Genomic DNA, 24,136 nt, shown 5'->3' with positions numbered 1-24,136 from the left:
TTTCGCTCCGTGTGGGTGAATAATGAGCGCAATCACTACCCAATCTGTATGGCTATGCATGATGGCAAGTATTACGGGTTCAGGAACCTCATACGGCATGTCTTTAGAATCAAAACAATATCAAATCGTTGCTTCAATTGTGTTGTTCAACCATAGCTATGCTCAGTTAGAGGACACGTTGTCATCTTTGCTCAGCGAACCCTGTGTTGAAAAGATTGTCTTGGTTGATAACGGGGGAGCTGAGTGGGCCGCCACATTAAACAATCCGCGAATAAGTTACCTTTCTCTTGGGCAGAACAAAGGGTTTGGCTGCGGCCATAATTTTGCAATGAAGCACTATCTGGACAAATGCAGCTATTTTTTGATTTGTAATCCAGATATCAGCTTTGCCAAGGGGGAGCTTGAGCGCTTGTATCACTTTGCCCGTGATGGGAAGCACAAGTTTGTTTCTCCACGCATCCATTACAGCGATGGGCGTTTTCAATACAGCTGCCGTTTGTTGCCCACACCAGCCAACTTGTTCCTGCGCCGCTTTGCGCCACGCTGGGGGGCAAAGCTTGATGTGATCTATGAGCTCCACCATGCTGATTACACACAATCTTTTTCTATTCCTTCGGTCTCTGGCTGCTTTATGTTGATGGATTCGCAGTTGCTGAAGCAGCTAAATGGCTTCGATGAACGATATTTCATGTATTCAGAGGATATCGATCTCTGCAGGCGCGCATTACCGCTGACAGAAATACTTTTCTATCCTGATGCAACAATTACCCATGCTTTCAGTAAAGGCTCTTATAAGAGTCTGAATTTACTCATTTATCACATTAAGTCGGTGATTTCATACTTTAACAAATGGGGATGGTTTTTTGACCGAGAACGTGTCCTTGCAAACCAAAAATGTTTAAAGACGATTCCCATGACTTCACCTACCGAGAAGCGGTAAAATGGTCGATTAGCAGAAGCGGTAGTTTTATGAGTCTAATTAAATCTAAGGTAGTGCTAATGTTGTTTGTAACTGGGTGTCATTTTGAGGTGGGGCATGCTGCGCGTGTGGTGGGGGCGGCTAAATGAGCAATCCGCATAAGTCGTTGCCTCTTTCGCCACTTGCCTTGGTTCGCAATATTTGGGGACATAAATCTCTTATCTTGCAGATGGCAAAACGTGAGGTCGTTGGCCGCTACAAGGGTTCCACGATGGGGCTTGCGTGGTCATTCTTGAACCCCCTGTTTATGCTGATAGTATATACCTTTGTTTTTTCAGTGGTTTTTAAGGCTCGCTGGTCTGTTGGTGGTGATGAGAGCCGTACCCAATTTGCCGTGATTTTGTTTGTTGGCATGATTGTTCACGGCTTTTTTGCAGAAGTGGTTAACCGGGCACCGCAAATCATTCTGGGGAATACCAACTATGTGAAAAAAGTGGTGTTTCCTTTGGAAACGCTGCCGGTGATTAGCCTTTGCGCTGCGCTGTTTCATACCTCAATCAGCGTGATGGTGTTGCTGTGCGCTTTCTTCCTGTTTAACGGTTTCCTGCACTGGACGATCGTTTTCTTGCCGTTGGTGTTACTGCCGCTGGTGATATTTTGCTTAGGGCTGGGGTGGATCCTCGCGTCGTTGGGGGTATACATCCGCGATGTGGGGCAGACAACGGCGATAATCACTACGGTTATGATGTTTCTCTCGCCCGTCTTTTTCCCAATTACCGCGTTGCCAGAGAAGTACAGGATTTGGATCATGCTGAACCCTCTGACATTTATCATCGAGCAATCTCGCAATGTGCTAATTTGGGGGCGTATTCCGGATTGGCTGGGGTTGGGTATTTATACCCTGGCCGCCGCAGTTGTGGCTTGGTTGGGTTTTGTCTTCTTCCAGAAAACCAGAAAGGGGTTTGCTGATGTCCTCTAATGAGATTGCCATTCAAGTGACGGGCTTAAGCAAATGCTACCAGATTTACGATCGCCCACGCGATCGTCTGAAACAGTTTTTTGCCCCTAAATTGCAACGGGCCGTTCGCCGTGAATCTCGCCGTTATTTCCGTGAGTTCTGGGCGCTAAGAAACGTTTCTTTTAGCATCAAGAAAGGCGAAACCGTAGGCATTATTGGCCGTAACGGTGCAGGTAAATCCACCCTGCTGCAAATGATCTGCGGTACCTTGACCCCGACTGAGGGCGAAATCCAGGTTCATGGCAGAATTGCGGCGCTGCTCGAGTTGGGGGCAGGTTTTAACCCCGAGTTTACCGGCCGCGATAATGTTTATCTTAACGGTTCTGTCCTTGGTTTTACCCGCGAACAGATCGATGCTCGCTTCCAAGAGATTGTTGATTTTGCCGATATTGGCGAGTTTATTGATCAACCGGTAAAAACCTACTCAAGCGGTATGTATGTTCGCCTGGCATTTGCCGTTCAGGCCTGTGTTGAGCCGGAAATACTGATCGTGGATGAGGCGTTGGCCGTCGGCGATATCGGCTTCCAGTACAAATGCTACAAGCGTATGGAGGCACTGAGAGCAAAGGGCGTAACCATCATTATGGTCACCCACTCAACGGGCAGCATACTTGAATATGCCGATCGCTGTTTGGTTATGAGCGATGGCCAGTTGGTGGGGGATACTCATGATGTGTTGGCTGCGGTTCTTGCTTATGAGAAGGGGATGTTGCTGACCCAAGCTGCGCCAAAAGAAAAACGCCCGCCAGCGGATAGCTCAAATACCAAAGATGCTAAGGCGCTCAAAGCAATTCAACTAGAACACACTAACGTTGAGATCGGTGAGAAACGGTTTGGCAGTGCCAGAGCTATTATTGAAAGCCTGCAGATATATAAATCTGACGGTTCTTCACTATCGGAAAAACCTTTAGTCCGAGCCGGTGAGGAACTCACCTTGGATTACACCATATTGTCTTCTGAACATATTGACGATATTGCTTTGGGGGTTTCGATTTCAAAAGCGCAAGGCGGTGATATTTGGGGCGACAGCAATATTGGTGCCGGAATACCTATTTCCTTAACCCCAGGTGAACAACATGTTGTCTACAAGGTTAAATTGCCCATTAACACAGGCGACTATCTTGTTCACTGTGGTTTGGCGCGAGTGGGTAAGGGGGATCGCGAAGAGCTCGACCAGCGTCGGCCGATGATGCGCTTAAAATTCTGGTCGCCGCGTGAGTTAGGTGGGGTTATTCATGCCCCTATTCAGATTCAATTAGAGGATGAATAGCCGTATGCTTGCCGTATTTTTACCGCCATGCCCTTTTCGTGGGGTCAAAGCACCCTATTTATGGGTGTTTTATCGTCTGCTCTATTCTTTAAAAGAAAAAAGCCTGTTTATTACGGGGGCCGATTATCTTGACTCTCCGCAAAAATGGCTCGAACAAGGCCGCTGGGAGTTTCACGAACCCACCATGGCTAATTTGGGATACGGAATACCAGGGCAGGAGTTGTTCGGCACACATGAATTCAAGATGCTTGGTGATGATCTCTTCAACCGTTTGTTAGAGAGCAATGGACATAATCCAATAGGGGCATTTAATGCGTTTCTAACGCAGAATATCCCAGATTTGGAGCTTGAGCTTGAATCCATATTTCTGTCGCAGCAAGCCGGGTCCATTGATGCTATCCTCAGTATCTGTAATTGCCCATCGTTGGAAAATGTTGCGCGTAAACTCTCAATTCCAGTGATTCACTTTGAGATCGGTCCCCTACGTGCTCCAATGTATTGGAGCACCGGATATGTTGATTTCTCGGGGGTAAATGGTAATACGGAGGCCTATTCACGCTATCTGAATGTTGCTGATGATTACCAGGTTCAGCTGACAATGCCGGAGCTGCATCGCTTTTTTGCTCAGGTACCATTACCGGAAGATAAAGTTACGGAATTTGATGTCGGCTTAGCGATGCAGGTTGAAGATGATTCAAACATCGTTGCATATAGCCGAGGATTTAATAATCTATCGTTGATTTCATACGCTCAAACGTTTTGTTCTGATGAGCAATTACTTATTCGCCCTCATCCTGGTAGCCGTTTCCAATTGAAAGCGGGCAATATGAAATTGGATGATTCGGCAAACAGCCTTGATTTTTTGTATCGTTGTAAGCAAGTATTGACGATAAACTCAAGCGTGGGTCTTGAAGCATTACTATTGCAAAAGCCTGTTCAAGTATTAGGAGATAGTTCTTATTCGTTTATTGCTGATGCTGACAGTGAGTCTGAACGTGTTAATCGAATGGCCTTTTATCTATTTTCCTACCTTGTGCCATTTAAATTAATGTTTGACCAAGAGTATTTATATTTTCGCCTGTCTAACCCGGCGGAGATTGATATTGTAAATTACCACATGAATTGTTTTTTATTGGAATCTGAAGATTTGGCAAGTACAAAGGAAGTAGCAACAAAGGTTGGAGATTTGATCACCTCTCGCGTTAAGCAAGAGAATGATTTGCGGGCAGAAATTTATCATACTATGGAACAGTACGTGCAGTGTATCGAAGAGAAGCAGATATGTATTACTACTCAGGAAGAACAGTTGCAGCAGCAAAAGGAGCAATTGCGGCTTCAGCTAGAGGAAAATAACGCTCTGCAAGAGTCGTTGAAGCAAAAGCAATTGCTGCTGGATGAAAGCATACAACGGTTTCAGCTTTTAGAGCAACGCACGCAAAATCAAGAAAAAGAGCTGGGACAAGCGGTGAGTGAGTTACGCACCACGTTGTGTCAAAAAGAAGAAGAGTTGCATTATCAGCACTCTGCTATCTTAATGATGCGTAAAAGTTTATCTTGGAAACTAACCGTGCCCGTGCGCATGCTGGGGCGGGCAACCCGTGGCGAGTTTGGTGTTATACGCGATCTGACTCGTCATTATTTGGCACATCGCCCTAGTTGTGAAGGTTCCCTGTTAGCAAAAACTTGGCATGCATTCCGCAGCCATCCGCATCCTTATAAAGCCCTGGGTAGAAAGACCAAAACGGCATTTCGTCTCTTGGCTAAAGGCAATGTTTCGGAGTTGTTTGCCAACTTGCGACGTGTGGCAAAAAATACGGCTGATATGCCAATGCCCCTCTCGCATATTGATACGAATCATGTGGTTATTCTCGCATCCCGACATACACTGTACGTAGCGCACCGGGTAGAAAAGTCACTTATCGATATCGGGCTAGGCGTTACGATTGCTCATGCTTATTCAGCCGCTGCGGACAGTGGGCAGATACATATTGTTATTTGCCCGCAAATGTTCCCTGAATTGCCCAAAAACTACGTGGCTTTCCAAATGGAACAGTCAATTAATCCTCGCTGGTTCACAGCAGACTATTTTGCCATTCTGAATAATGCTATCGCTGTGTTCGACTATTCATTGACCAATATTGAATACCTCTTGCAGCAGGGTATACCGTATCAGAAACTGTTTTATATGCCAATTTCATCTTATGCTAACTATGCAGAGCATTTGTCGCAGACGGGGTATAATTTACAACCCGTAGAAGGTGAAAAAGACGTAGACGTGTTGTTCTACGGCGACCCTAATTGCGAACGCCGTCAGAGTTATCTACGTCAATTGAGCAAACGTTTTAATGTACATGTGGCTTCTGAAGTATTTGGTGAGGATTTGACCCGTTTAGTACAGCGTGCCAAATTAATTATCAATATTCATTATTACGAAGACGCGTTATTAGAGACGACACGGCTGTATGAAACCTTGTCATTGGGCACGCCAATTGTTAGTGAAAGCAGTTCCGACATTCAGCATCATGACATGCTAGCCAATGTGATCGATTTCGCGCCGGTTGGTGATATTAATGCTATGGCAGATAAAATTGCTCAATTGCTGGATGACGAAAACTTATATGCTCGCCGCCGTCAGGATATTGCCGATTTTACGCGCACGGACAAGCAGTTTGATGTCTACTTTAAGCGTTATTTGCTGGCAAACGATCTGATTGATTTCCAAACGTATAAAGAAAGCGCTGACTTTGTTCCTCACAATGAGACGGATATTCCGAAGCTATGCTTGTCACTGACAGAAACGCCCGTCAGGAAACAGGCATTTTTGAGTAAGCCTACGCATGGTTTTCAGATCGTTGAGGGTGTCCGTCATCGGATCGGTTGGATTGGATGTGGGATGAGTTATAAGTATATGTTGTCAACGCTCGCCGATCGTAAGTCTGAAATGGCGATGATTTGTGAAGACGACGTACTATTCCCTGCTGATTTTGACATTAAGCTTGAAAAGGTTGTCAGTCATCTGCGTTCAACGGAATGGGATTGGCATGTCTTTGCCGGCATTATTGCGCATTTGCATGATGACACCAGCATCCTAGCAGTGAAAGAGATTGATGGCATCGAATATGTATACATTAACCGTATGACCAGCATGGTAATGAACATTTACTCACGTCGCGGTATTGAACTCATCAGTCAATGGGATGAAAAGAATATCGATTCTGAGAACAACACGATTGATCGCTATCTTGAGTCCGCTCCAGGGTTGACCGTGGTAACGACGTTGCCATTCATGGTGGGTTATGCCGAGGATCAACATTCGACACTGTGGGGGTTCGTTAATACCCAATATACAGACATGATCCGCAGTAGTGAGCAGTTGCTGGCAGAGAAAGTGAAGGCCTTTAAACAGCGGCAGTCATCAGAGACGTCGGTGTAATCTTTTTCAGTGCTCTCGCGAAATAGCACCGGTCTTAGCTGATATTGACCGGTGCTTTTTTCTTTAGGTATTAAAACAGGTGGGTCTCATTCTGTGACCTATCGCACCAATCACTACCCACCGTCCTCAATCCTGAGTTAACATGTGAGCCACATCAAAAAAACCTGTTGGCCGTGAGCCGTGATGCAGGTGTTATCTTCAGACAGGAGTTCCTAATGTCCAAACAACAAATCGGCGTTGTCGGCATGGCGGTAATGGGCCGCAATCTGGCATTGAACATCGAAAGCCGTGGTTACACCGTTTCTATCTTTAACCGTTCAGGCGACAAAACTGACGAGGTTATTGCTGAGAATCCGGGTAAAAACCTGGCCCCTTACTACACCGTCGAAGAGTTTGTCGCATCGCTGGAAAAGCCGCGCCGCATTTTGCTGATGGTGAAAGCGGGCGAAGCGACGGACAAAACCATTGCCTCTCTGACTCCGCACCTGGAAAAAGGCGACATCCTGATCGATGGCGGTAACACTTACTATCAGGACACCATCCGCCGTAACCGCGAACTGTCTGCTCAAGGCTTCAACTTCATCGGCACCGGCGTTTCCGGTGGTGAAGAGGGCGCGCTGAAAGGGCCTTCTATCATGCCGGGCGGCCAGAAAGAAGCTTACGAACTGGTGGCTCCGATCCTGAAGAAAATCGCTGCCGTAGCCGAAGGTGAGCCTTGTGTGGCCTATATCGGTGCTGACGGTGCCGGGCACTATGTGAAAATGGTGCACAACGGTATCGAATACGGCGACATGCAGCTGATCGCAGAAGCCTATTCTCTGCTGAAGCAGGCGCTGAACCTGAACAACGAGCAACTGGCAGAAACCTTTGCCGACTGGAACAAAGGCGAGCTGAACAGCTACCTGATCGACATCACCAAAGACATCTTCACCAAGAAAGACGAAGAGGGTAAATACCTGGTCGACGTGATCCTGGACGAAGCGGCCAACAAAGGCACCGGCAAGTGGACCAGCCAAAGTTCACTGGATCTGGGCGAACCGCTGTCGCTGATCACCGAGTCGGTGTTTGCGCGTTACCTGTCCTCGTTGAAAGACCAGCGCGTTGCGGCATCCAAAGTGCTGACCGGCCCGCAAGTCGCTGCTTTCAGCGGCGATAAAGCCGAGTTTGTAGAGAAAGTGCGCCGCGCTTTGTATTTGGGCAAGATTGTTTCCTATGCGCAGGGCTTCTCACAGCTGAAAGCCGCTTCCAAGGAAAACAACTGGGATCTGAACTACGGTGAGATCGCCAAGATCTTCCGTGCCGGTTGCATCATCCGCGCTCAATTCCTGCAAAAAATCACCGATGCCTACGCGGAAAATGCCGACATCGCTAACCTGCTGCTGGCCCCTTACTTCAAGCAGATTGCCGACGAATACCAGCAGGCGCTGCGTGATGTGGTTTCCTATGCGGTGCAGAATGGCATCCCGACGCCAACCTTCTCTGCGGCGATCGCCTATTACGACAGCTATCGCTCAGCGGTGCTGCCAGCTAACCTGATCCAGGCGCAGCGTGACTACTTCGGTGCTCACACTTACAAACGTACCGACAAAGAAGGCGTATTCCATACCGAATGGATGGAATAATCCCGATTGTTAAATGATAAAAAGCCGCCGAGGTTAACGCCCGGCGGCTTTTTTTTATTGGGAATGTAAAAACACCGATTTTAGTACTCGTGATGAGTCACCAGAAAGAACCCAATAAACGCGATCGGTTCCCCTGATGGGCATAGGAATCTACACAAGTTGCCAGTCGCCTCCTACGGGCGGAGTTCATGGCTGGCTGCGGCTTTGGTGCTTGAAATGTGCACTGAACGGGTCCCCTCTCCCCGCGGGAGAGGGCTAGGGTGAGGGGGAATTTGGTGGCTGAGCCGGTACTACTTCTGATGCCGTTCCCGCAGGCGGCCAATCACCTTGCTTAAGTCCAGCTCCTGATCCTGCAGCAACACCAGCAGGTGATAGATCAGGTCAGAGGCTTCGTTGGTCAGCTCTTCGCGATCGTTCACCGTGGCGGCCAGAGCGGTTTCTACCCCTTCTTCACCGACTTTCTGCGCAATACGCTTGGTGCCGCTAGCATACAGCTTGGCGGTATACGAGCTTTCCGGGCTGGCGGTTTTGCGCGAGGCTAACAACTGCTCAAGCTGATACAGGAAGCCCCAGTCGCTGCTTGCCGGGTGGAAGCAGCTGTTGTTGCCCAAGTGGCAGGTTGGGCCGATCGGGTTCGCCAGGATCAGCAGGGTGTCGTTATCGCAGTCTGGCGTGATGCTCACCACGTTGAGGAAGTGGCCGGAGCTTTCGCCCTTGGTCCACAGCCGCTGTTTGGTGCGTGAGAAAAACGTCACCTTGCCGCTCTGCTCGGTCACCGCCAGCGCTTCCTGATTCATATAGCCGAGCATCAATACTTCGCCAGAAACGGCGTGCTGGACGATCACCGGCAGCAGATTGTCGGTTTTTACCCAATCCAACTGATTTCTTTGTTGTTCTGTTAACACAAACGCATCTCCACGCCACGTTCCGCCAGGAACCGTTTCAGTTCGCCGATATTAATGATTTGCTTATGGAATACCGAAGCGGCCAACGCACCGTCAACGTCCGCATCGCGGAAGGCAGCCAGGAAGTGCTCCATGGTGCCCGCACCGCCGGAGGCGATCAGCGGCACTTTGCACACGTCACGCACTTTCTTCAGTTGTTCCAAGTCATAACCGTTACGCACGCCGTCCTGGTTCATCATGTTAAGCACGATCTCCCCAGCGCCGCGCTTCTGCACTTCTTGCACCCAATCGAGGGTTTGCCACTCGGTCACCCGGGTGCGGCTTTCGTCGCCGGTATATTGGTTGACGTGATATTTGCCGGTTTCGGCTTCATACCAGGTGTCGATACCGACCACGATGCACTGTACGCCAAAGCGATCGGCCAAACGGCTGATCAGGCTTGGGTCGGCCAGTGCCGGTGAGTTGATGGAGATTTTGTCCGCGCCAAACGACAGGATCTGGCTGGCGTCTTCGGCGCTTTTGATGCCACCGGCCACGCAGAAAGGAATGTCGATCACTTCAGCCACCCGCGATACCCAGCTTTTATCCACCACGCGTCCGTCGCTGGAGGCGGTGATATCATAAAACACCAGTTCGTCGGCCCCTTCCTGTGCATAGCGCTGTGCCAGTGGGACGATATCGCCAATGATCTCGTGATTGCGGAACTGCACGCCTTTCACCACTTGCCCATCTTTCACGTCCAGGCAGGGGATTATCCGTTTTGCCAGCATGCGATTGCCTCCTCGACGCTGAATTTACCGTCCAACAGGGCGCGCCCGACGATCACCCCTTCGACACCGCTGCCGCGTAACTGAGCGATATCATCCAAGTTGCCGATGCCGCCAGAAGCCTGGAAGGCGATCTGCGGATAGCGCTCGCACACTTCCTGATACAGCGCCACGTTGGAACCTTTCAATGTGCCATCGCGCGAAATATCGGTACACAGCACGTGCTTCAGGCCGAATGGCAGGTATTGTTCCACTACCTGTTCCAGCGTGGCGTCCGAGTTTTCCTGCCAGCCGCTGATGGCCACGCGCTTGGTGCCAGCGGCATCAATGCGCACGTCCAGCGCCAGCACCATGGCATCGGCGCCGTAGCGCTCGAACCAGCCCTGTACCATCTCCGGCTGTTTCACGGCGGTGGAACCAATCACCACGCGGGTGGCACCGGCTTCCAGCAACGCGGCAACGTCCTGTTCATTACGAATGCCGCCGCCAACCTGCACCGGCACGCTGATGCCAGCCAGCAGCTTGCGCAGCAGCGGGATCTGGCGTGCAGCCGGGTCTTTAGCACCGGTCAAATCCACCAGGTGCAGCACCTGTGCACCCTGGCGCTGGTAATCCTGCAGGCGCAGCAACGGGTCATTGCCGTAGTCGCGCTGCTGGCCGTAATCGCCCTGATGCAGGCGCACCACGTTGCCGTCGATCAAATCCAAAGCGGGAATAATCATACTGGCTACATCTCCAGAAAGTTTTTCAACAGTTGAGCCCCGGCCGTGCCAGATCGCTCTGGATGAAACTGCACGCCAAAGAAGTTGTCTTTTTGTACGGCGGCGGTGAATGGCTCGCCGTAGTTCGCCTGAGCGATGGTGCTTGAGCATATCGGCATCGCATAACTGTGAACAAAGTAGAAGTAAGCACCGTCCTCGATGCCGCGGAACAGGTGGTTACCCGCCTGAGAAGTCACCTGATTCCAGCCCATGTGCGGCAGCGGCAGGCCGAGATCGCTCATCTGCTTTACCGGGGTGTCGATAATGCCCAGGGTTTTGATGCCGCCGCTCTCTTCACTGCTTTCTGCCAGCAACTGCATGCCGAGGCAGATGCCCAGCACCGGCTGGGTGCAGGCTTTGATCAGCTCGATCAGTTCACGCTCTACCAACTGCTCCATGGCCGCCTGCGCGGTGCCGACGCCGGGCAGAAACAGCTTGTCGGCGCGCAGCACAATTTCCGGGTCACGGCTCACTTTGGGCTGATAACCCAGCCGCTGCACCGCGTAGTTTACCGAAGAGAGGTTGGCGCAACCGGTGTCCAGGATCACCACGTTCATCACAGGACCCCTTTCGAACTCGGGAGGGTGTTACCCTCAACGCGGATCGCCTGGCGCAGCGTGCGGCCAAACACTTTAAACAGGCTTTCGACGCGGTGATGGTCGTTTTTGCCCTTGGTTTTCAGGTGCAGGGTGCAGGCCATGGTGTAAGACAGCGAACGGAAGAAGTGCTCGACCATCTCGGTGCTGAGATCGCCCACGCGCTGGTAGTTAAACTCTGCACGGTATTCCAGATGCGGGCGGCCAGAGAGATCCATCGCGCAGCGCGCCAGGCACTCATCCATCGGCAGCACAAAGCCAAAGCGTGCAATACCGCGTTTGTCGCCCAGCGCCTTGTTCAGCGCTTCACCCAGCGCCAGCGCGGTGTCTTCCACCGTATGGTGATCGTCGATGTACAGATCGCCATTCACCTGAATATCCATGCGGAAACCGCCGTGGGTGGCGATCTGATCCAGCATATGGTCGAAAAAGCCGACGCCGGTCTTAATCTTGCTGCCGCCTTCGCGATCCAGCCAGACGTTGACGTCAATCTGCGTCTCTTTGGTCACGCGGTTAACGTGAGCGTGGCGATCGCGCTGGGTTAACTGCTGGGTAATGGCTTTCCAGCCAAGGGTTTCACGCTGGTACAGCAGCCCCTGAATGCCCATATTGTTGGCCAACTGGATATCGGTCTGGCGATCGCCAATCACGTAGCTGTTGGCGGCGTTCATCACGCCTGGCTGCAGATAGCCTTTCACCATGGCGATTTTCGGCTTGCGGCATTCGCAGTTATCTTCCGGCTTGTGCGGGCAGATCAGGATATCGTCGAATTTTACCCCCTGTGAACTGAGGATCTGCATCATCAGGTTGTGCGGCGGATCGAAGGTTTCCTGCGGGAAGCTGGCGGTGCCGAGGCCGTCCTGATTAGTGATCATCACCAGGGTATAGCCCGCCTGCTGCAACGCCAGCAGGGAAGGGATTACGTCCGGCTCCAGCGCCAGTTTATCTAAACGGTCAACCTGGAAATCTTCAGGTGGCTCAGCAATCAGCGTGCCGTCGCGGTCAATAAAGAGGAATTTCTGGCTCACATTGGCTCCTTTGTGCCAAGCAGGGGTTTGAGTGCGTCAACGACGCGTTGGCATTCTTCACGCGTGCCGATGGTGATGCGCACGCAGCCGGCAAGACCAGGCTGCTTATGCTGATCGCGCAAGATAATGCCCTGATCCCACAGCGTTTTAAACACATTACTGGCAGCATTGCAGCGCACCAGCAGGTAGTTGCTTTCGCTGGTGAACACCTGCTCAACGCAGGGGCAGTCTTGCAGCGCCTGTTGCAGCCAACTGCGGTTAGCGCTGATTTCTGCCACCCGCTGGCGCATCTGGCTGAGCCCTTCAGCACTCAGCGCCTGGGCTGCGATATCGGCTACCGGAGTAGAGAGCGGGTAGGGGGCGATCACTTTCAGCAATAGGGCGATCACCTCGGCATTAGCCAGGGTAAAACCGCAGCGTAGGCCAGCCAGTGCGAAGGCTTTCGACAGCGTGCGCAGAATCACCAGGTTAGGGTAGTCGCTCAGCCAGCCAGCAACAGAAGCCTGCGGGCAGAATTCGATATAGGCTTCGTCCACCGCGACGATCGCCTTGCCAGCTGCCATCTCCAGCAGTGCACGCAGGTCGTTTGGATCCAGCAGATTACCGGTCGGGTTGTTTGGGCTGCAGGCGTAGATCAGCTTGACGTTGTCCAGACTGGCAGCGATGGCGGGCAGATCGAGCTGCCAGTCGGCTTTGGCGGCCACGGTGCGGCGCTCAACCCCAAAGGTTTCAGCGCTGACGGCGTACATGCCATAGGTTGGCGGGCAGAACAGAATGGCGTCTTTGCCCGGTTCACAGAAGGCGCGGATCAGCAGCTCGATGCCTTCATCGGCGCCACGGCTGACCAGCACCTGATCCTGATTCACCCCGGCGTAAGCGGCATAGCGCTCGATCACCAGCGCCGGTTGGCATTCCGGGTAGCGGTTAAAGGTTTGCGCGGTTAGCTGAAACTCTGGCGCGACCGGGTATTCGTTAGCATTCAGCCACACGTCGCCCTTGCCACCCAAACGGCGCGCCGACTGGTAGGGGGTCAGCTCGCGCACGTTTTTACGTGCTAATTGTTCAATGCTCATGCTTGCTCCTTCAAGGCGGCGACGCGTAAGGTCACGGCGTTTTTGTGGGCGATCAGTTGCTCGGCCGCCGCCAGCGTTTCGATGGTAGCAGCCAGATTCATAAAGCCCTGCGGCGTCAGTTCCTGCACCGTCATACGCTTCTGGAAATCCGCCAGCCCCAGGCTGGAGCAGGTGGCGGTATAGCCGTAAGTTGGCAGCACGTGGTTGGTGCCTGAAGCGTAATCCCCGGCCGATTCTGGCGACCAGTCACCAAGGAACACCGAACCGGCGCTGGTAATGCTGTCTACCAGCTCGCGTGCGTTACGGGTTTGGATAATCAAATGTTCTGGGCCGTATTGATTACTGATGGCGATACATTCGGCTAAATCCTGCGCAATGATCAACCGGCTGCTGGCCAGCGCCTGGCGGGCGGTTTCTGCACGTGGTAATGCGGCCAACTGCTGCTCAACCGCTGTTGCTACCGCTTGCGCCATGGCGGCGTCCGGCGTCAGCAGGATCACCTGCGAATCCGGCCCGTGCTCGGCTTGCGACAGCAGATCGGAGGCGACAAACGCCGGGGTCGCGCCGCTGTCGGCGATCACCAGTACTTCGGAAGGGCCTGCGGGCATATCAATTGCCGCGCCGTCCAGCCGTTGGCTGATCTGGCGTTTGGCTTCGGTGACAAAGGCGTTGCCAGGCCCGAAGATTTTTGCCACGCGCGGTACGGAATCGGTGCCGAACGCCATCGCGGCAATCGCCTGCGCGCCGCCGACCTGAAACACTTCCTGCACGCCACACAGCTTGGCGGCATAGAGGATCTCGTCGGCAATCGGCGGCGGTGAGCACAGCACCACGCGGCGGCAACCGGCAATGCGCGCCGGAGTAGCCAGCATCAATACGGTAGAAAACAGCGGTGCTGAACCGCCAGGGATGTACAGCCCCACCGAGTCGATCGGGCGGGTCACCTGCTGGCAGCGCACGCCGGGCTGGGTTTCGACATCCACCGCCGGCAGTTTTTGCGCATTGTGGAAGGTTTCCACATTGGCGACGGCGATCGCCATCGCCTGCTTGATTTCGTCACCCAAACGGGCACAGGCCTGTTCGATCTGCTCCGCAGTGACGCGCAGCGCACCCACTTCGGTTTTATCAAACTTGGCGCTGTATTCACGCAGCGCGCTGTCACCGTTGGCCTTCACGTTATCGAGGATCTCGCGCACCGTGCGGGTGATGCTGTCTGAAGCGGAGATCGCCGGGCGCATCAGCAGCTCTGCACGCTGTTGCGCGTTGCAGGCAGCCCAACTGACGACGGTATTGAAGTTCGACATGGCGTTACTCCATCATCTTCTCAATTGGCAGCACCAGAATGGAGCTGGCACCCAGAGTTTTCAGTTTTTCCATGGTTTCCCAGAACAGGGTTTCGCTGCTCACCATGTGCATCGCGACGCGGTTTTGTGCACCGGCCAACGGCAGAATGGTGGGGCGCTCGGCACCCGGCAGCAGGGCGATGATCTCATCCAGACGATCGCTCGGTGCGTGCAGCATGATGTATTTGGATTCGCGCGCCTGGATCACGCCCTGAATACGGGTCATCAGGCGGTCGATTAACTGCTGTTTGGCCGCAGGCATTTCGCCGTCGCGCTGGATCAGGCAGGCTTTGGAGCGATAGATTACTTCGACTTCACGCAGGCCGTTGGCTTCGAGCGTCGCACCGGTGGACACCAGATCGCAGATGGCGTCCGCCAAGCCCGCGCGCGGGGCCACTTCCACCGAACCATTCAGCAGGCATGATTTAAAACGAACGCCTTGTTTGTCGAGGTATTGCTTCAGCAGGTGGGGGTAAGAGGTGGCAATGCGGGCATCTTGCAGGCTTTGCGGACCGGTATATTCGCTGTCCAGCGCGGTGGCCAGCGACAGGCGGCAGGCACCGAAGTCCAGGCGGCGCAGGGTGAAGTAACGTGGGTCTTCGCCTTGTGCGCGGCGGTTGAGCAGCTCTTCTTCCAGCACGTTTTCACCGATAATGCCCAGATCCACCACGCCATCCATCACCAGCCCTGGAATGTCGTCATCACGCACGCGCAGGATATCAATCGGCATATTCTCGGCGAAGGCAATCAGGCGTTGCTGCTGCAGGTTGATCTTGATACCGCAGCGGGCCAGCAGTTCCTGAGAATCTTCACTCAGGCGGCCTGATTTCTGCATTGCTATCCGTAAACGTGTTTTATCCAACATGGTAACCTCTGTTTAATCTGTAATTTTATGAATTTATTGTAAAAACTATTTTTCTGTCTGTCCGGAGCCAAAAAAAAACCCTCGGAAGGTATCTTCCGAGGGCTTTCTCTTGCGTTTGTTTGGTTCTACGCGCCACTGGAAGATTTTAAACCGTCTTCCAGCACACATCGCCCGAAAGACTAGTCTGGGTGATGGTGATGATGGTGGTTGAACTGAACGCGAGTCATGTGTTTTCTCTTTTAAAGTAAATCAGCCAGTGCTGAGTTGCTGATTAACCTAAACTATCAGTATGGTCTTGCGCAACTGTTTTTTATCATCATAAATTTAATTCATTGAAACAGGCTGAATTATTCGCTCGCGACAGCTTTACCTAACCTTTACGTGAGTTGATTGTATCCCTATGTCGAGTGGCGTAGCCTTATTCACCAAGCGTTGTTATCTTCAGGAGAGGGTGTTAATGAAAAAAGTCGCCATTATTGGCCTGGGTTGGTTAGGCATGCCGCTGGCTTTATCGTTAATGAGCCGCGGATTTGAGGTGGTGGGCAGTAAAACCACGCCGGATGGTGTCGAAGCCGCGCGCATGAGCGGTATTGAATGTTACCAGCTCGAACTGACACCTGAACTGATTTGCGAAGCTCAGGATCTGGAGCAACTGCTTTACGCCGACGCATTGGTGATCACGCTGCCCGCCAGGCGCACCGTAGAGGGTAGCGAAGGCTACTTTAATGCCGTGCGCATGCTGGTTGACAGCGCCATGGCGTTTGGGGTGCCGCATATTATCTTTACCAGCTCGACCTCGGTGTACGGCGATACCACCGGCACGGTGCGTGAAGATTCACCGCTCAAACCGGTAACCCCTTCTGGGCGGGTGCTGGCAGAACTGGAGCGCTGGCTGCATGAGTTGCCGAATACCTCAGTTGATATTTTACGCCTGGCGGGCCTGGTGGGCACCGATCGGCATCCGGGCCGTTTCCTGGCGGGCAAGGTTGATGTTAAAGGTGGTTCGCAAGGAGTGAATCTGGTGCATCAGGATGATGTGATTGCTGCCATCCAATTGTTGCTGAAATTGCCCAAAGGGGGGCATGTTTACAATCTTTGTGCACCTGGCCACCCAATCAAGCGTGAGTTCTATCCGGCACTGGCAGCGCAGTTGCATCTGCCTCCGCCGCAGTTTGCCGAAGAGCCGGAACAGGAAGGGCGGCTGGTGGACGGCAACCGGATCTGCAAGGAATTGGGGTTTGAATATCAATACCCAGATCCGGCGCGCATGCCTATGGGGTAATAAAATCAAACCGTCCTGCATTGGCGGCGATTGCGTGATGCCGGGCGATAGGTAACCGGTAGAAAGAGTGCCAATAAAAAAACCGACCTCAACAGTCGGTTTTTTACGCCTGAAAAATGACGTTGATACGACAGAAAAAACGTTAATCCGCCGCCTCTTTGTCAGGGATGAAAGCACCCAGGTTGTAAGCTTCCAGCTTTGGTTGCTGCTCAGGGCAGTCGAAATTAAAGATTGTTATGGTTGCCGGTGTAACAGGGAGCAATCGTTCGGCCGGTAAATTCAGGAAAACCTGGCAGGCGGCGCGAATGACACCGCTGTGCACTACCGCCAGCAGATCCGAATCCTCCTGCAACACCCAACCACGCAATGCCGTGTTGATCCTCATACAGAAGGCTTGCCAGCTCTCGCCGCCTGCCGGAGTGTACTCTCCCGCACGCCATTGCCAGTAACTGTGGGGGTCGCTTTCGATCAAATCTGGTTTACGTAGCCCGGTCCATTCCCCCATGTGCAGTTCTCGCAGCTTTTCATCCGGCTGTGCATCCGGGTAGCCAATCAGTTCAGCCGTTTGCCTGGCTCTCCCCAGATCTGAGGTCACCACTCTGGCAGGAGAGAGTTGCCGGATGCAATCTTTTATCCGAGTTGCCTGGAGGACACCTTTGTCGGATAAGGTTGAGTTTTCATGCCCCTGGAGGCGTGATTCTCTGTTCCAGAGGGTTTCTCCATGTCGGAGCAAAATAAGGCGCATACATTAGATCCTATTGTTTATAATCCATATCCCAGAAGGCGGAACCAGGTGAAAATGGCAATGCTAATCACGCACGCACCAATAAAGCAGGTGGTCAGGCCGTACTTCATCTGATCCAGTACGCTGAAATAGCCGGTTGAAAAGTAAATGGCGTTAACCTTGGAGTGGGGCGGCAGCGTGATGGTGTAGGTCAGGGTCAGAGAGGCCGCCAATGCAAGCGTGACGGGATCCATACCGAGGGTTTTCGCCAGGGCGATCGAGGCCGGAATGAGGATGGTGGTTCTGACCGTTTTACTGGTGAAAATCAGGTGGCTGTACATGGAGATGAAAATCACCACGATATAAACCATCCAGGTACTCATGTTTTCTAGCCCCAGGCCGTGAACCAGTTTGCCAATCAGCCACTGTGCGCCTTCGGTGTCTTCCAACGTATTTCCGGCGGCATAGGCTCCGGCTGCAAAAATCATCAGATCCCATTTGATGTTGGCTTCAGACCAGGTAAGCAGACCCGTCCTGGGCATCAGGCAAAGGATAGCGGCAATCACCGCCGTCATATACACGCTGATTTCAAATCCCAGCACTGCCTTGTGGTAACTTTCGGTTGCCCAGAGCACCACAGCCAGCAGAAATATCGCCATGGCTTTCTTTTCGCTGAGCGACAGATTTCCCAGTTGATTCCGCTCCTGCGTCAGTTTTTCCAGCGCCCCCTGAAAATCGATTTCCCCCTTGAATGACCAGAATTTCAGGCCGATCAGGAATGACAGGAACATACTGACCACTGCCAGTGGAAAAGATGCCAGCAGCCAGTCCATATAGCCGATATGCCCACCGGCCTGCTGATTGATAAAACCGACCGCGATAATGTTGGCTGCCGTTCCTGTCATCACGCCGGAGGTGGCAATGGCATCAGCCTGTACCCCCTGGAGCATCATGACTCGGCCAAAATGGCTTTTCCCCGGGGTCGCTTTATAAATTTCCAGCAGGATCATGCAGATGGGTACCATCAGCGTAGCTCTGGCGGTGGTAGATGGAACAAAGAAGACCAGGCAGAAGTTAATTACCACCAGCACAAACAGCGCCCTGCGTGGCGTTTGGCCAAACGTGGTGATCATCCACAGGGCGAAACGGCGGGCGATATCGGATTTGATCATTGCAGAGGTCAGGATAAAGGCTGAAACCATCAGCCAGATCACATCGTACCCCAGCGTGGCAAAAACCAGCTTCTCCTTTGAAACCGTGCCGGTCAGGGGCAGTAAGACAATAACCAGCATGGAGGTGAGGTAGATAGGCAGGGAACCGCAGACCCAGAGTGTGAGTGCGGCACAAAAAATGGCAATAGATTTAATCCCTTGCGGCGTGAGCCCCTCCGGCACCGGAATATTCATTAGTAGAATCAGGATCAGGGCGGCAAGTGGTAAACCGACCTGTTTCAGCGTCAGACCTTTTTTTTGCAGTTCAGGCTGCAATAATATTTTTCTCATGAAAGAAGTCCCTGGCGTTGGTAAGTTCTTTCAGTCTGTACATTATCGTCAATGACGTACATTTATATTATTCTATAGTTACTATAAATATAATTTATGGAGTTGTGCATGGATATCGGGCAGTTGGAAGCGTTTGTGGTCCTTTCAGAATGTTTAAGCGTCACCCGTGCTGCCGAGCAACTTTACTGCACCCAGCCTGCGGTCAGCATAAGAATCAAAAAACTGGAAGAGACACTGAACACGCCATTGTTTGAGCGGCTGAACAACCGCTTGCATCTGACATCCCAGGGGGTGGTTTACCGCGAGTATGCGCTGCAAATCCTCAATCTGCTGAAACAATCTCGGGAACATATGCGGCAGTTTGATAATCCTGATTCAGGCACGGTCAACGTGGGGGCCAGCCATTTCTGTGGCGTCTGGCTGTTGCCGCGCATTATGGCTGATTTTAAAAAAACCTTTCCTGGGGTGAATATCCGGCTGGATATATCAACAACGGAAAAACTGTCCCGCAAGCTGGCAGCGCATGAGACTGATTTTATTATTATTTCCGACTATATTGATATCGACACAAAAAAGTATCGGCTGGTTAATTTCCTAAGTGATAGCTTTGTGCTGATTTGTCCGCCAGATCATTGGCTGGCAGCCCGGCAGGAATGCAGCATCAGGGAGATTCAGGATGAGACATTTTTGATTAAACCCGCATTTTCTGCTACCCGGAGCTTTTTACTGGAAAATCTCCGTAGAGCCGGTGTCGAACCTGAGCGGCTCCGGCTGGTGGAAATCGGTAGCCTTGAAGGTATAAAACAGGGAGTGGTGTACGGTCTGGGAATATCCGTGGTTTCCCGTCTTGCCGTTGAGCAGGAAATACGCAGCGGCCAGATACGGGAAATCAAGCTCAAAGAGCCTCTGTTTTTAAGGGGGATAAGCTACGCCCACCACCGTGATAAACTGTTGTCCCCGGCTGCGCAAAATTTTCTGGCCCGGTTACCGGCCCTGAAAAGCTGAAAAACCGATCTGTCAGATAAGCATGATCTGTTGAAATAAGGGGGCGAGTTAATTGAGTGATTAAGTTGGTGAGTTTTTCTCAAAAACCACCTCCTTTGTAGAGGTGGCCTTTGGCTGGCATTTACCGTGGTTTAAATCAGACTTTCGAGCCCCAGAGGTCATATTCGTCGGCGTTTTCGATCTTCACTTTGACGATCTCGCCCACTTTTACCCCGGTTTCACCGTTCAGGTAGACCGCACCGTCGATCTCCGGTGCATCGGCCATGCTCCGGCCAATCGCACCTTCTTCGTCAACTTCGTCGATCAGCACCAGCAGTTCGCGGCCAATCTTGTCTTGCAGACGCTGGGCCGAGATCTGTTGCTGCAGTTGCATAAAGCGGTGATAACGTTCTTCTTTCACCTCTTCCGGCACCTGATCGGCCAATTCGTTGGCCGCCGCGCCTTCCACCGGGCTGTATTTGAAGCAGCCTACGCGATCCAGCTTGGCTTCCTGCAGGAAGTCGAGCAGCATCTGGAAATCCTCTTCGGTCTCACTAGGGAAACCAACGATAAAGGTCGAGCGCAGAGTCAGGTCTGGGCAGATTTCACGCCAGCGTTTGATGCGCTCCAGCGTGCGCTCTACCGCGCCAGGGCGCTTCATCAGCTTGAGAATTCTCGGGCTGGCGTGCTGCAGCGGAATGTCCAAATACGGCAGAATTTTGCCTTCCGCCATCAGCGGAATAACGTCATCCACATGTGGGTAAGGGTAAACATAGTGCAAACGCACCCAGGCACCCAGGCTTGAGAGCTGTTCGCACAGGCTGACCATGCTGGTTTTCACCGGCTGACCATTCCAGAAGCCGGTACGGTGTTTAACATCAACGCCGTAGGCCGAGGTATCCTGCGAAATCACCAGCAGTTCTTTTACCCCGGACTCCACCAGGCGTTTGGCCTCATCCAGCACTGAACCGATCGGGCGGCTGTCGAGATCGCCACGCATCGAGGGGATGATGCAGAAAGTGCAGCGGTGGTTACAGCCTTCAGAAATCTTCAGATAGGCGTAGTGCTTCGGCGTCAGTTTCACGCCCTGCGCCGGGATCAGGCTGGTAAACGGGTTATGTTCTGGCTTTGGCACATATTGGTGAACGTGGGACAGCACCTGCTCATAGCTGTGCGGCCCGGTGATTTCCAGCACCTTCGGGTGCACTTCACGGATCTGGTTTTCTTTTGCACCCAGACAGCCGGTCACAATCACCTTACCGTTTTCGTTTAATGCTTCACCGATCGCCTCTAGCGATTCTTGTACGGCACTGTCAATAAAGCCGCAGGTGTTGACGATCACCAGTTCGGCGTCGTCATAACGGGGTACTACCTGATAGCCTTCATTACGCAGTTCAGTCAGGATCCGTTCAGAATCAACCAGGTTTTTCGGGCAACCTAGTGAAACAAAGCCGACACGGGGGGCTTTTGGGGTCATAGTCTGTGACATAGCTCAATCCAAAAAAGAAACGAGCGGATTTTACACATGAGCAACGTGAAATTACACCGTTATGTGCAAGGGCATAAATAAAAAACAGCCCGGCAAAATTTGGCTCAGAAGTTACAGCCAGCCGGAGCGTTTAAGTTTCCGATACAGGAAAACGCAGCCGACGACGGTCACGCCCAGCGTGGCATGGTAGGCCCAGGGGAATTTCAGTTCGGGCATATCGGCAAAGTTCATCCCATACAGGCTGAAAATCACCGTTGGGATCGCCAGGATCGCCCCCCAACCGGCCAGCCGCTTAACCACTTCGTTTTGCTTAACGGTCACCAGCGCCAGATTCACATGCATGGCGTTGGTCAGCATCTCACGCATGTCGTCCAGAGTGCTGGCAACCTGCCGGGCGTGATCCTGTACGTCACGCACATAGGCGCGCAGCTCTTTGGGGATCACGTCTTCATGCAGGTGAATCAACTGATTGCAGATCTCATCCATCGGCAATGCAGCGTTGCGTAGGCCGAGCAGATGGCGGCGCAGGCTGTAGACATTTTCGATCGCGGTTTCATCAAACTCCGACTTGAACATGCTGGATTCAATGTCTTCGATCATCTCCTCAAATTTGCCAACGATATGGCGGTAATTGTCGACGATGAAATCCAGCACCGAATACAGGGCAAATCCTGGCCCATGGCACAGTTGCTTCGGGTTTTCTTCGGCTTTGGCGCGGATGGGGGCGTAACTGGAAGAGGCACCGTGGCGCACGGTGATCAGAAAGTTTTTACCGACGAAGAAGTGCGTTTCGCCATACTCCACTTCGCCTTGTTCCCATTGAACGGTTTTCACCACGATGAACAGAGAGTCGCCATAGGTTTCGATTTTTGGCCGCTGGTGGGCACAAAGCGCGTCTTCAATTGCCAGATCGTGCAGGCTAAACTCTTCCTGGATCTTGCGCATAAAAGCGTCTTCGGGTTGCCATAGTCCCAGCCAGACGAAGGTATCCGGCGCTTTAACCACTTCGCTGATATCATCGATAGTGATGTCGCCTAATCGCTTACCCGCTTTGTAGGCGATGCAGTTTACCACCATGGTTTGGCTTTCCATCCGCTTACCTGTCAGTCCGTGAGAGATTTAGTGAAAAAATAGCGCTCATGCTCTATTGGAGCATTGTGCAATATCATCTGTAACTGGTAGCCCTGCTTTTCGTAGAAAGGCCGAGCCTGAAAGCTGAAGGTGTCGACCCGCGCGTATTTGCAACCTTCCGATATGGCCTGTTGCTCTGCTGCTTTGATGAGCTTGCTGCCAACGCCTTCGCCGCGTAACGACTCGGAAACCCACAATAAATCGATGCTTAACCAGTGGCCAACGGTATTGCCGGTCAGCCCAGCGACTTTGTTACCCTGAGCATCCAAGATAAACACCCCGATATTCTTATTCAGGATATCGCCGACAAATTGGCGATTGTAAACCTTTAAATGATTACGGATTTCTTCGGTGTCTTCTGGGCGCAGGTCATCTGTTACGGTGATATTCATATTTCCTCCTGAGTGATAGCTCCACTTTATACACATCATACTTCAAATTGCATGGGTGTTGGCTGCGCCCGCTCGCACCAGTCACATAGTGGCCTATGCTCCTGGCGACTCTCGGACTTGCCGCCTACATGCAACTCGAATTATTTAGTGTATAGCGGCGAATTTTTTAAATTCAATGGGTTAAAAACCAGGGCGTGACGCATCAGGTAAGGGGGATCATCACGGTGCTTTGGTATGCAGGGCGGGCACACAGTTGCTGATACCAACGTTCCATATGCGGGCGCGGTTGGCGCGTGATCGGCAGTTCAAACCAGGCGTAAATGAAGCTGCCCAACGGGATGTCACCGATACCGAACTCTGCGCCTGAAAGGTAAGGCTGTTGTGCCAGTTGGTGTTCAACGATCGTAAAGTGTTGCTCCAGTTCGGCGATCGCCGCATCAATAGCAGCACGATCGCGCTGTTCGGCAGGTGTACGAACCATGCCCCAGAAAAGGGTCCGGAAGGGGGCGGCAATGGTTGAGGTGAGCCAATCCATCCATTTTTCGGCGGCGGCGCGCGCTTGCAGATCATGCGGATAAAACGGTGCCTGGCCGAACTTGGCTGCCAGATAACGCACAATGGTATTGGACTCCCACAGTACGAAGTCGCCGTCCTGCAACAGTGGCACCAGACCGTTGGGGTTGAGTGCGCGGTACGGCTGTTCATTCACTTTGCCGTAAGTGCCACCCGCGTTGATGTGGGTGTAGTTCAACCCCAACTCTGCGGCGCACCAGCGTACTTTCTTCACGTTATTCGAATTTGCCCGGCCCCAAATGGTCAACATAAAACACCTCTGTATGTGTTTGAGAATGTAGCGTTAATACCTACGCGATAAAGTGGTTTTTGTCACATGCAAAGGCATTTTTTGCTATGTGATACGCAAATCATCAGCGTTCCCAGTGGCACACTTTCCAACCACCATGTGCAGCCAGGGCGCTCAGTTCGTTATCGGGGTTGATGACCGTTCAGCGATAGGGGGAGGTTTTCCTGAGC

22 protein-coding genes and 1 other annotated feature are annotated in these 24,136 nt (G+C 52.3%); of the genes, 7 read left to right on the top strand and 15 right to left on the bottom strand.

Features of this window, described 5'->3' with window-relative positions:
• The first annotated feature begins 22 nt into the window (after positions 1-22).
• From BMI79_RS11870 to gndA, 5 genes are all read left to right on the top strand, one after another.
• Complete coding sequence (locus tag BMI79_RS11870) at positions 23-940, top strand: glycosyltransferase (RefSeq protein WP_241680045.1); 918 nt, start codon at positions 23-25, stop codon at positions 938-940.
• Between the two features lie 124 nt (positions 941-1,064).
• Positions 1,065-1,898 (top strand): ABC transporter permease, encoded by an 834-nt coding sequence (locus tag BMI79_RS11865; RefSeq protein ID WP_076942342.1) that lies wholly within the window; start codon positions 1,065-1,067, stop codon positions 1,896-1,898.
• The gene (locus tag BMI79_RS11860) at positions 1,888-3,207 is read left to right on the top strand and encodes an ABC transporter ATP-binding protein (RefSeq protein ID WP_076942341.1); all 1,320 of its coding nucleotides are present in this window, start codon (positions 1,888-1,890) and stop codon (positions 3,205-3,207) included. Before BMI79_RS11865 ends, BMI79_RS11860 begins: the two co-directional genes overlap by 11 nt.
• A 4-nt stretch (positions 3,208-3,211) precedes the next feature.
• Positions 3,212-6,640, top strand: coding sequence for a GT99 family glycosyltransferase N-terminal domain-containing protein (locus tag BMI79_RS11855; protein WP_076942340.1), 3,429 nt, complete (start codon positions 3,212-3,214; stop codon positions 6,638-6,640).
• A 215-nt stretch (positions 6,641-6,855) separates the two neighbouring features.
• Entirely contained in the window at positions 6,856-8,262 is a 1,407-nt protein-coding gene (gene gndA, locus BMI79_RS11850; protein ID WP_076942339.1) for an NADP-dependent phosphogluconate dehydrogenase, read from the top strand.
• 290 nt (positions 8,263-8,552) lie between these two features.
• Here the strand turns inward: gndA and hisIE are convergent, their stop codons facing one another.
• The 9 genes from hisIE to hisL form a co-directional block, all read right to left on the bottom strand.
• Positions 8,553-9,167, bottom strand: a complete 615-nt coding sequence (gene hisIE, locus BMI79_RS11845; protein ID WP_076942338.1) for a bifunctional phosphoribosyl-AMP cyclohydrolase/phosphoribosyl-ATP diphosphatase HisIE — start codon at positions 9,165-9,167, stop codon at positions 8,553-8,555.
• Positions 9,161-9,937, bottom strand: a complete 777-nt coding sequence (gene hisF / locus BMI79_RS11840; protein WP_076942337.1) for an imidazole glycerol phosphate synthase subunit HisF — start codon at positions 9,935-9,937, stop codon at positions 9,161-9,163. The genes hisIE and hisF overlap by 7 nt, the downstream gene beginning before the upstream one ends.
• Positions 9,919-10,656 (bottom strand): 1-(5-phosphoribosyl)-5-[(5-phosphoribosylamino)methylideneamino]imidazole-4-carboxamide isomerase, encoded by a 738-nt coding sequence (gene hisA, locus BMI79_RS11835; protein WP_076942336.1) that lies wholly within the window; start codon positions 10,654-10,656, stop codon positions 9,919-9,921. The genes hisF and hisA overlap by 19 nt, the downstream gene beginning before the upstream one ends.
• A 5-nt stretch (positions 10,657-10,661) precedes the next feature.
• Complete coding sequence (hisH, locus tag BMI79_RS11830; RefSeq protein ID WP_076942335.1) at positions 10,662-11,252, bottom strand: imidazole glycerol phosphate synthase subunit HisH; 591 nt, start codon at positions 11,250-11,252, stop codon at positions 10,662-10,664.
• Complete coding sequence (hisB, locus tag BMI79_RS11825; protein ID WP_076942334.1) at positions 11,252-12,319, bottom strand: bifunctional histidinol-phosphatase/imidazoleglycerol-phosphate dehydratase HisB; 1,068 nt, start codon at positions 12,317-12,319, stop codon at positions 11,252-11,254. The genes hisH and hisB overlap by 1 nt, the downstream gene beginning before the upstream one ends.
• On the bottom strand, positions 12,316-13,392 hold the full coding sequence (gene hisC / locus BMI79_RS11820; protein WP_076942333.1) for a histidinol-phosphate transaminase: 1,077 nt from the start codon (positions 13,390-13,392) through the stop codon (positions 12,316-12,318). Before hisC ends, hisB begins: the two co-directional genes overlap by 4 nt.
• Positions 13,389-14,696 carry a histidinol dehydrogenase gene (gene hisD / locus BMI79_RS11815; RefSeq protein WP_076942332.1) on the bottom strand — a complete coding sequence of 436 codons (1,308 nt, stop codon included), beginning with the start codon at positions 14,694-14,696 and terminating at the stop codon, positions 13,389-13,391. The genes hisC and hisD overlap by 4 nt, the downstream gene beginning before the upstream one ends.
• 4 nt (positions 14,697-14,700) lie before the next feature.
• On the bottom strand, positions 14,701-15,600 hold the full coding sequence (gene hisG, locus BMI79_RS11810; RefSeq protein ID WP_076942331.1) for an ATP phosphoribosyltransferase: 900 nt from the start codon (positions 15,598-15,600) through the stop codon (positions 14,701-14,703).
• Positions 15,601-15,669: 69 nt separating this feature from the next.
• Positions 15,670-15,804 (bottom strand) — a sequence feature (His leader region).
• Positions 15,780-15,827 carry a his operon leader peptide gene (hisL, locus tag BMI79_RS23555; RefSeq protein ID WP_100396937.1) on the bottom strand — a complete coding sequence of 16 codons (48 nt, stop codon included), beginning with the start codon at positions 15,825-15,827 and terminating at the stop codon, positions 15,780-15,782. It overlaps the preceding feature by 25 nt.
• 230 nt (positions 15,828-16,057) lie before the next feature.
• Between hisL and BMI79_RS11805 the strand changes: the two genes are divergently transcribed.
• Positions 16,058-16,882, top strand: a complete 825-nt coding sequence (locus tag BMI79_RS11805) for an SDR family oxidoreductase (protein ID WP_076942330.1) — start codon at positions 16,058-16,060, stop codon at positions 16,880-16,882.
• A 142-nt stretch (positions 16,883-17,024) separates the two neighbouring features.
• Here the strand turns inward: BMI79_RS11805 and BMI79_RS11800 are convergent, their stop codons facing one another.
• Together BMI79_RS11800 and BMI79_RS11795 are read right to left on the bottom strand one after the other, a co-directional pair.
• The gene (locus BMI79_RS11800; RefSeq protein ID WP_076942329.1) at positions 17,025-17,627 is read right to left on the bottom strand and encodes a histidine phosphatase family protein; all 603 of its coding nucleotides are present in this window, start codon (positions 17,625-17,627) and stop codon (positions 17,025-17,027) included.
• Positions 17,628-17,644: 17 nt separating this feature from the next.
• Positions 17,645-19,108, bottom strand: a complete 1,464-nt coding sequence (locus BMI79_RS11795) for an SLC13 family permease (protein ID WP_076942328.1) — start codon at positions 19,106-19,108, stop codon at positions 17,645-17,647.
• 96 nt (positions 19,109-19,204) lie between these two features.
• Here BMI79_RS11795 and BMI79_RS11790 point away from each other — a divergent pair, with 96 nt between their 5' ends.
• The gene (locus BMI79_RS11790; protein WP_341865652.1) at positions 19,205-20,113 is read left to right on the top strand and encodes a LysR substrate-binding domain-containing protein; all 909 of its coding nucleotides are present in this window, start codon (positions 19,205-19,207) and stop codon (positions 20,111-20,113) included.
• A gap of 136 nt (positions 20,114-20,249) precedes the next feature.
• On the opposite strand, the gene rimO is transcribed toward BMI79_RS11790, so the two are convergent.
• The 4 genes from rimO to BMI79_RS11770 form a co-directional block, all read right to left on the bottom strand.
• Positions 20,250-21,581: a 30S ribosomal protein S12 methylthiotransferase RimO gene (gene rimO, locus BMI79_RS11785; RefSeq protein ID WP_076942326.1), complete on the bottom strand. Its 1,332-nt coding sequence runs from the start codon at positions 21,579-21,581 to the stop codon at positions 20,250-20,252.
• A 111-nt stretch (positions 21,582-21,692) separates the two neighbouring features.
• A complete protein-coding gene (locus tag BMI79_RS11780) occupies positions 21,693-22,673 on the bottom strand; it encodes a magnesium and cobalt transport protein CorA (RefSeq protein WP_076942325.1) in 981 nt (326 codons plus the stop codon).
• Positions 22,674-22,684: 11 nt separating this feature from the next.
• Complete coding sequence (locus BMI79_RS11775; protein WP_076942324.1) at positions 22,685-23,104, bottom strand: GNAT family N-acetyltransferase; 420 nt, start codon at positions 23,102-23,104, stop codon at positions 22,685-22,687.
• A gap of 202 nt (positions 23,105-23,306) precedes the next feature.
• Complete coding sequence (locus BMI79_RS11770; protein WP_076942323.1) at positions 23,307-23,927, bottom strand: glutathione S-transferase family protein; 621 nt, start codon at positions 23,925-23,927, stop codon at positions 23,307-23,309.
• Positions 23,928-24,136 lie beyond the last annotated feature (209 nt).

The organism is Serratia oryzae (assembly GCF_001976145.1).
GTDB lineage: Bacteria > Pseudomonadota > Gammaproteobacteria > Enterobacterales > Enterobacteriaceae > Chania > Chania oryzae.
Note: the sequence above shows the minus strand (reverse complement) of the source record. Positions and strands in the feature narration are given on the sequence as shown.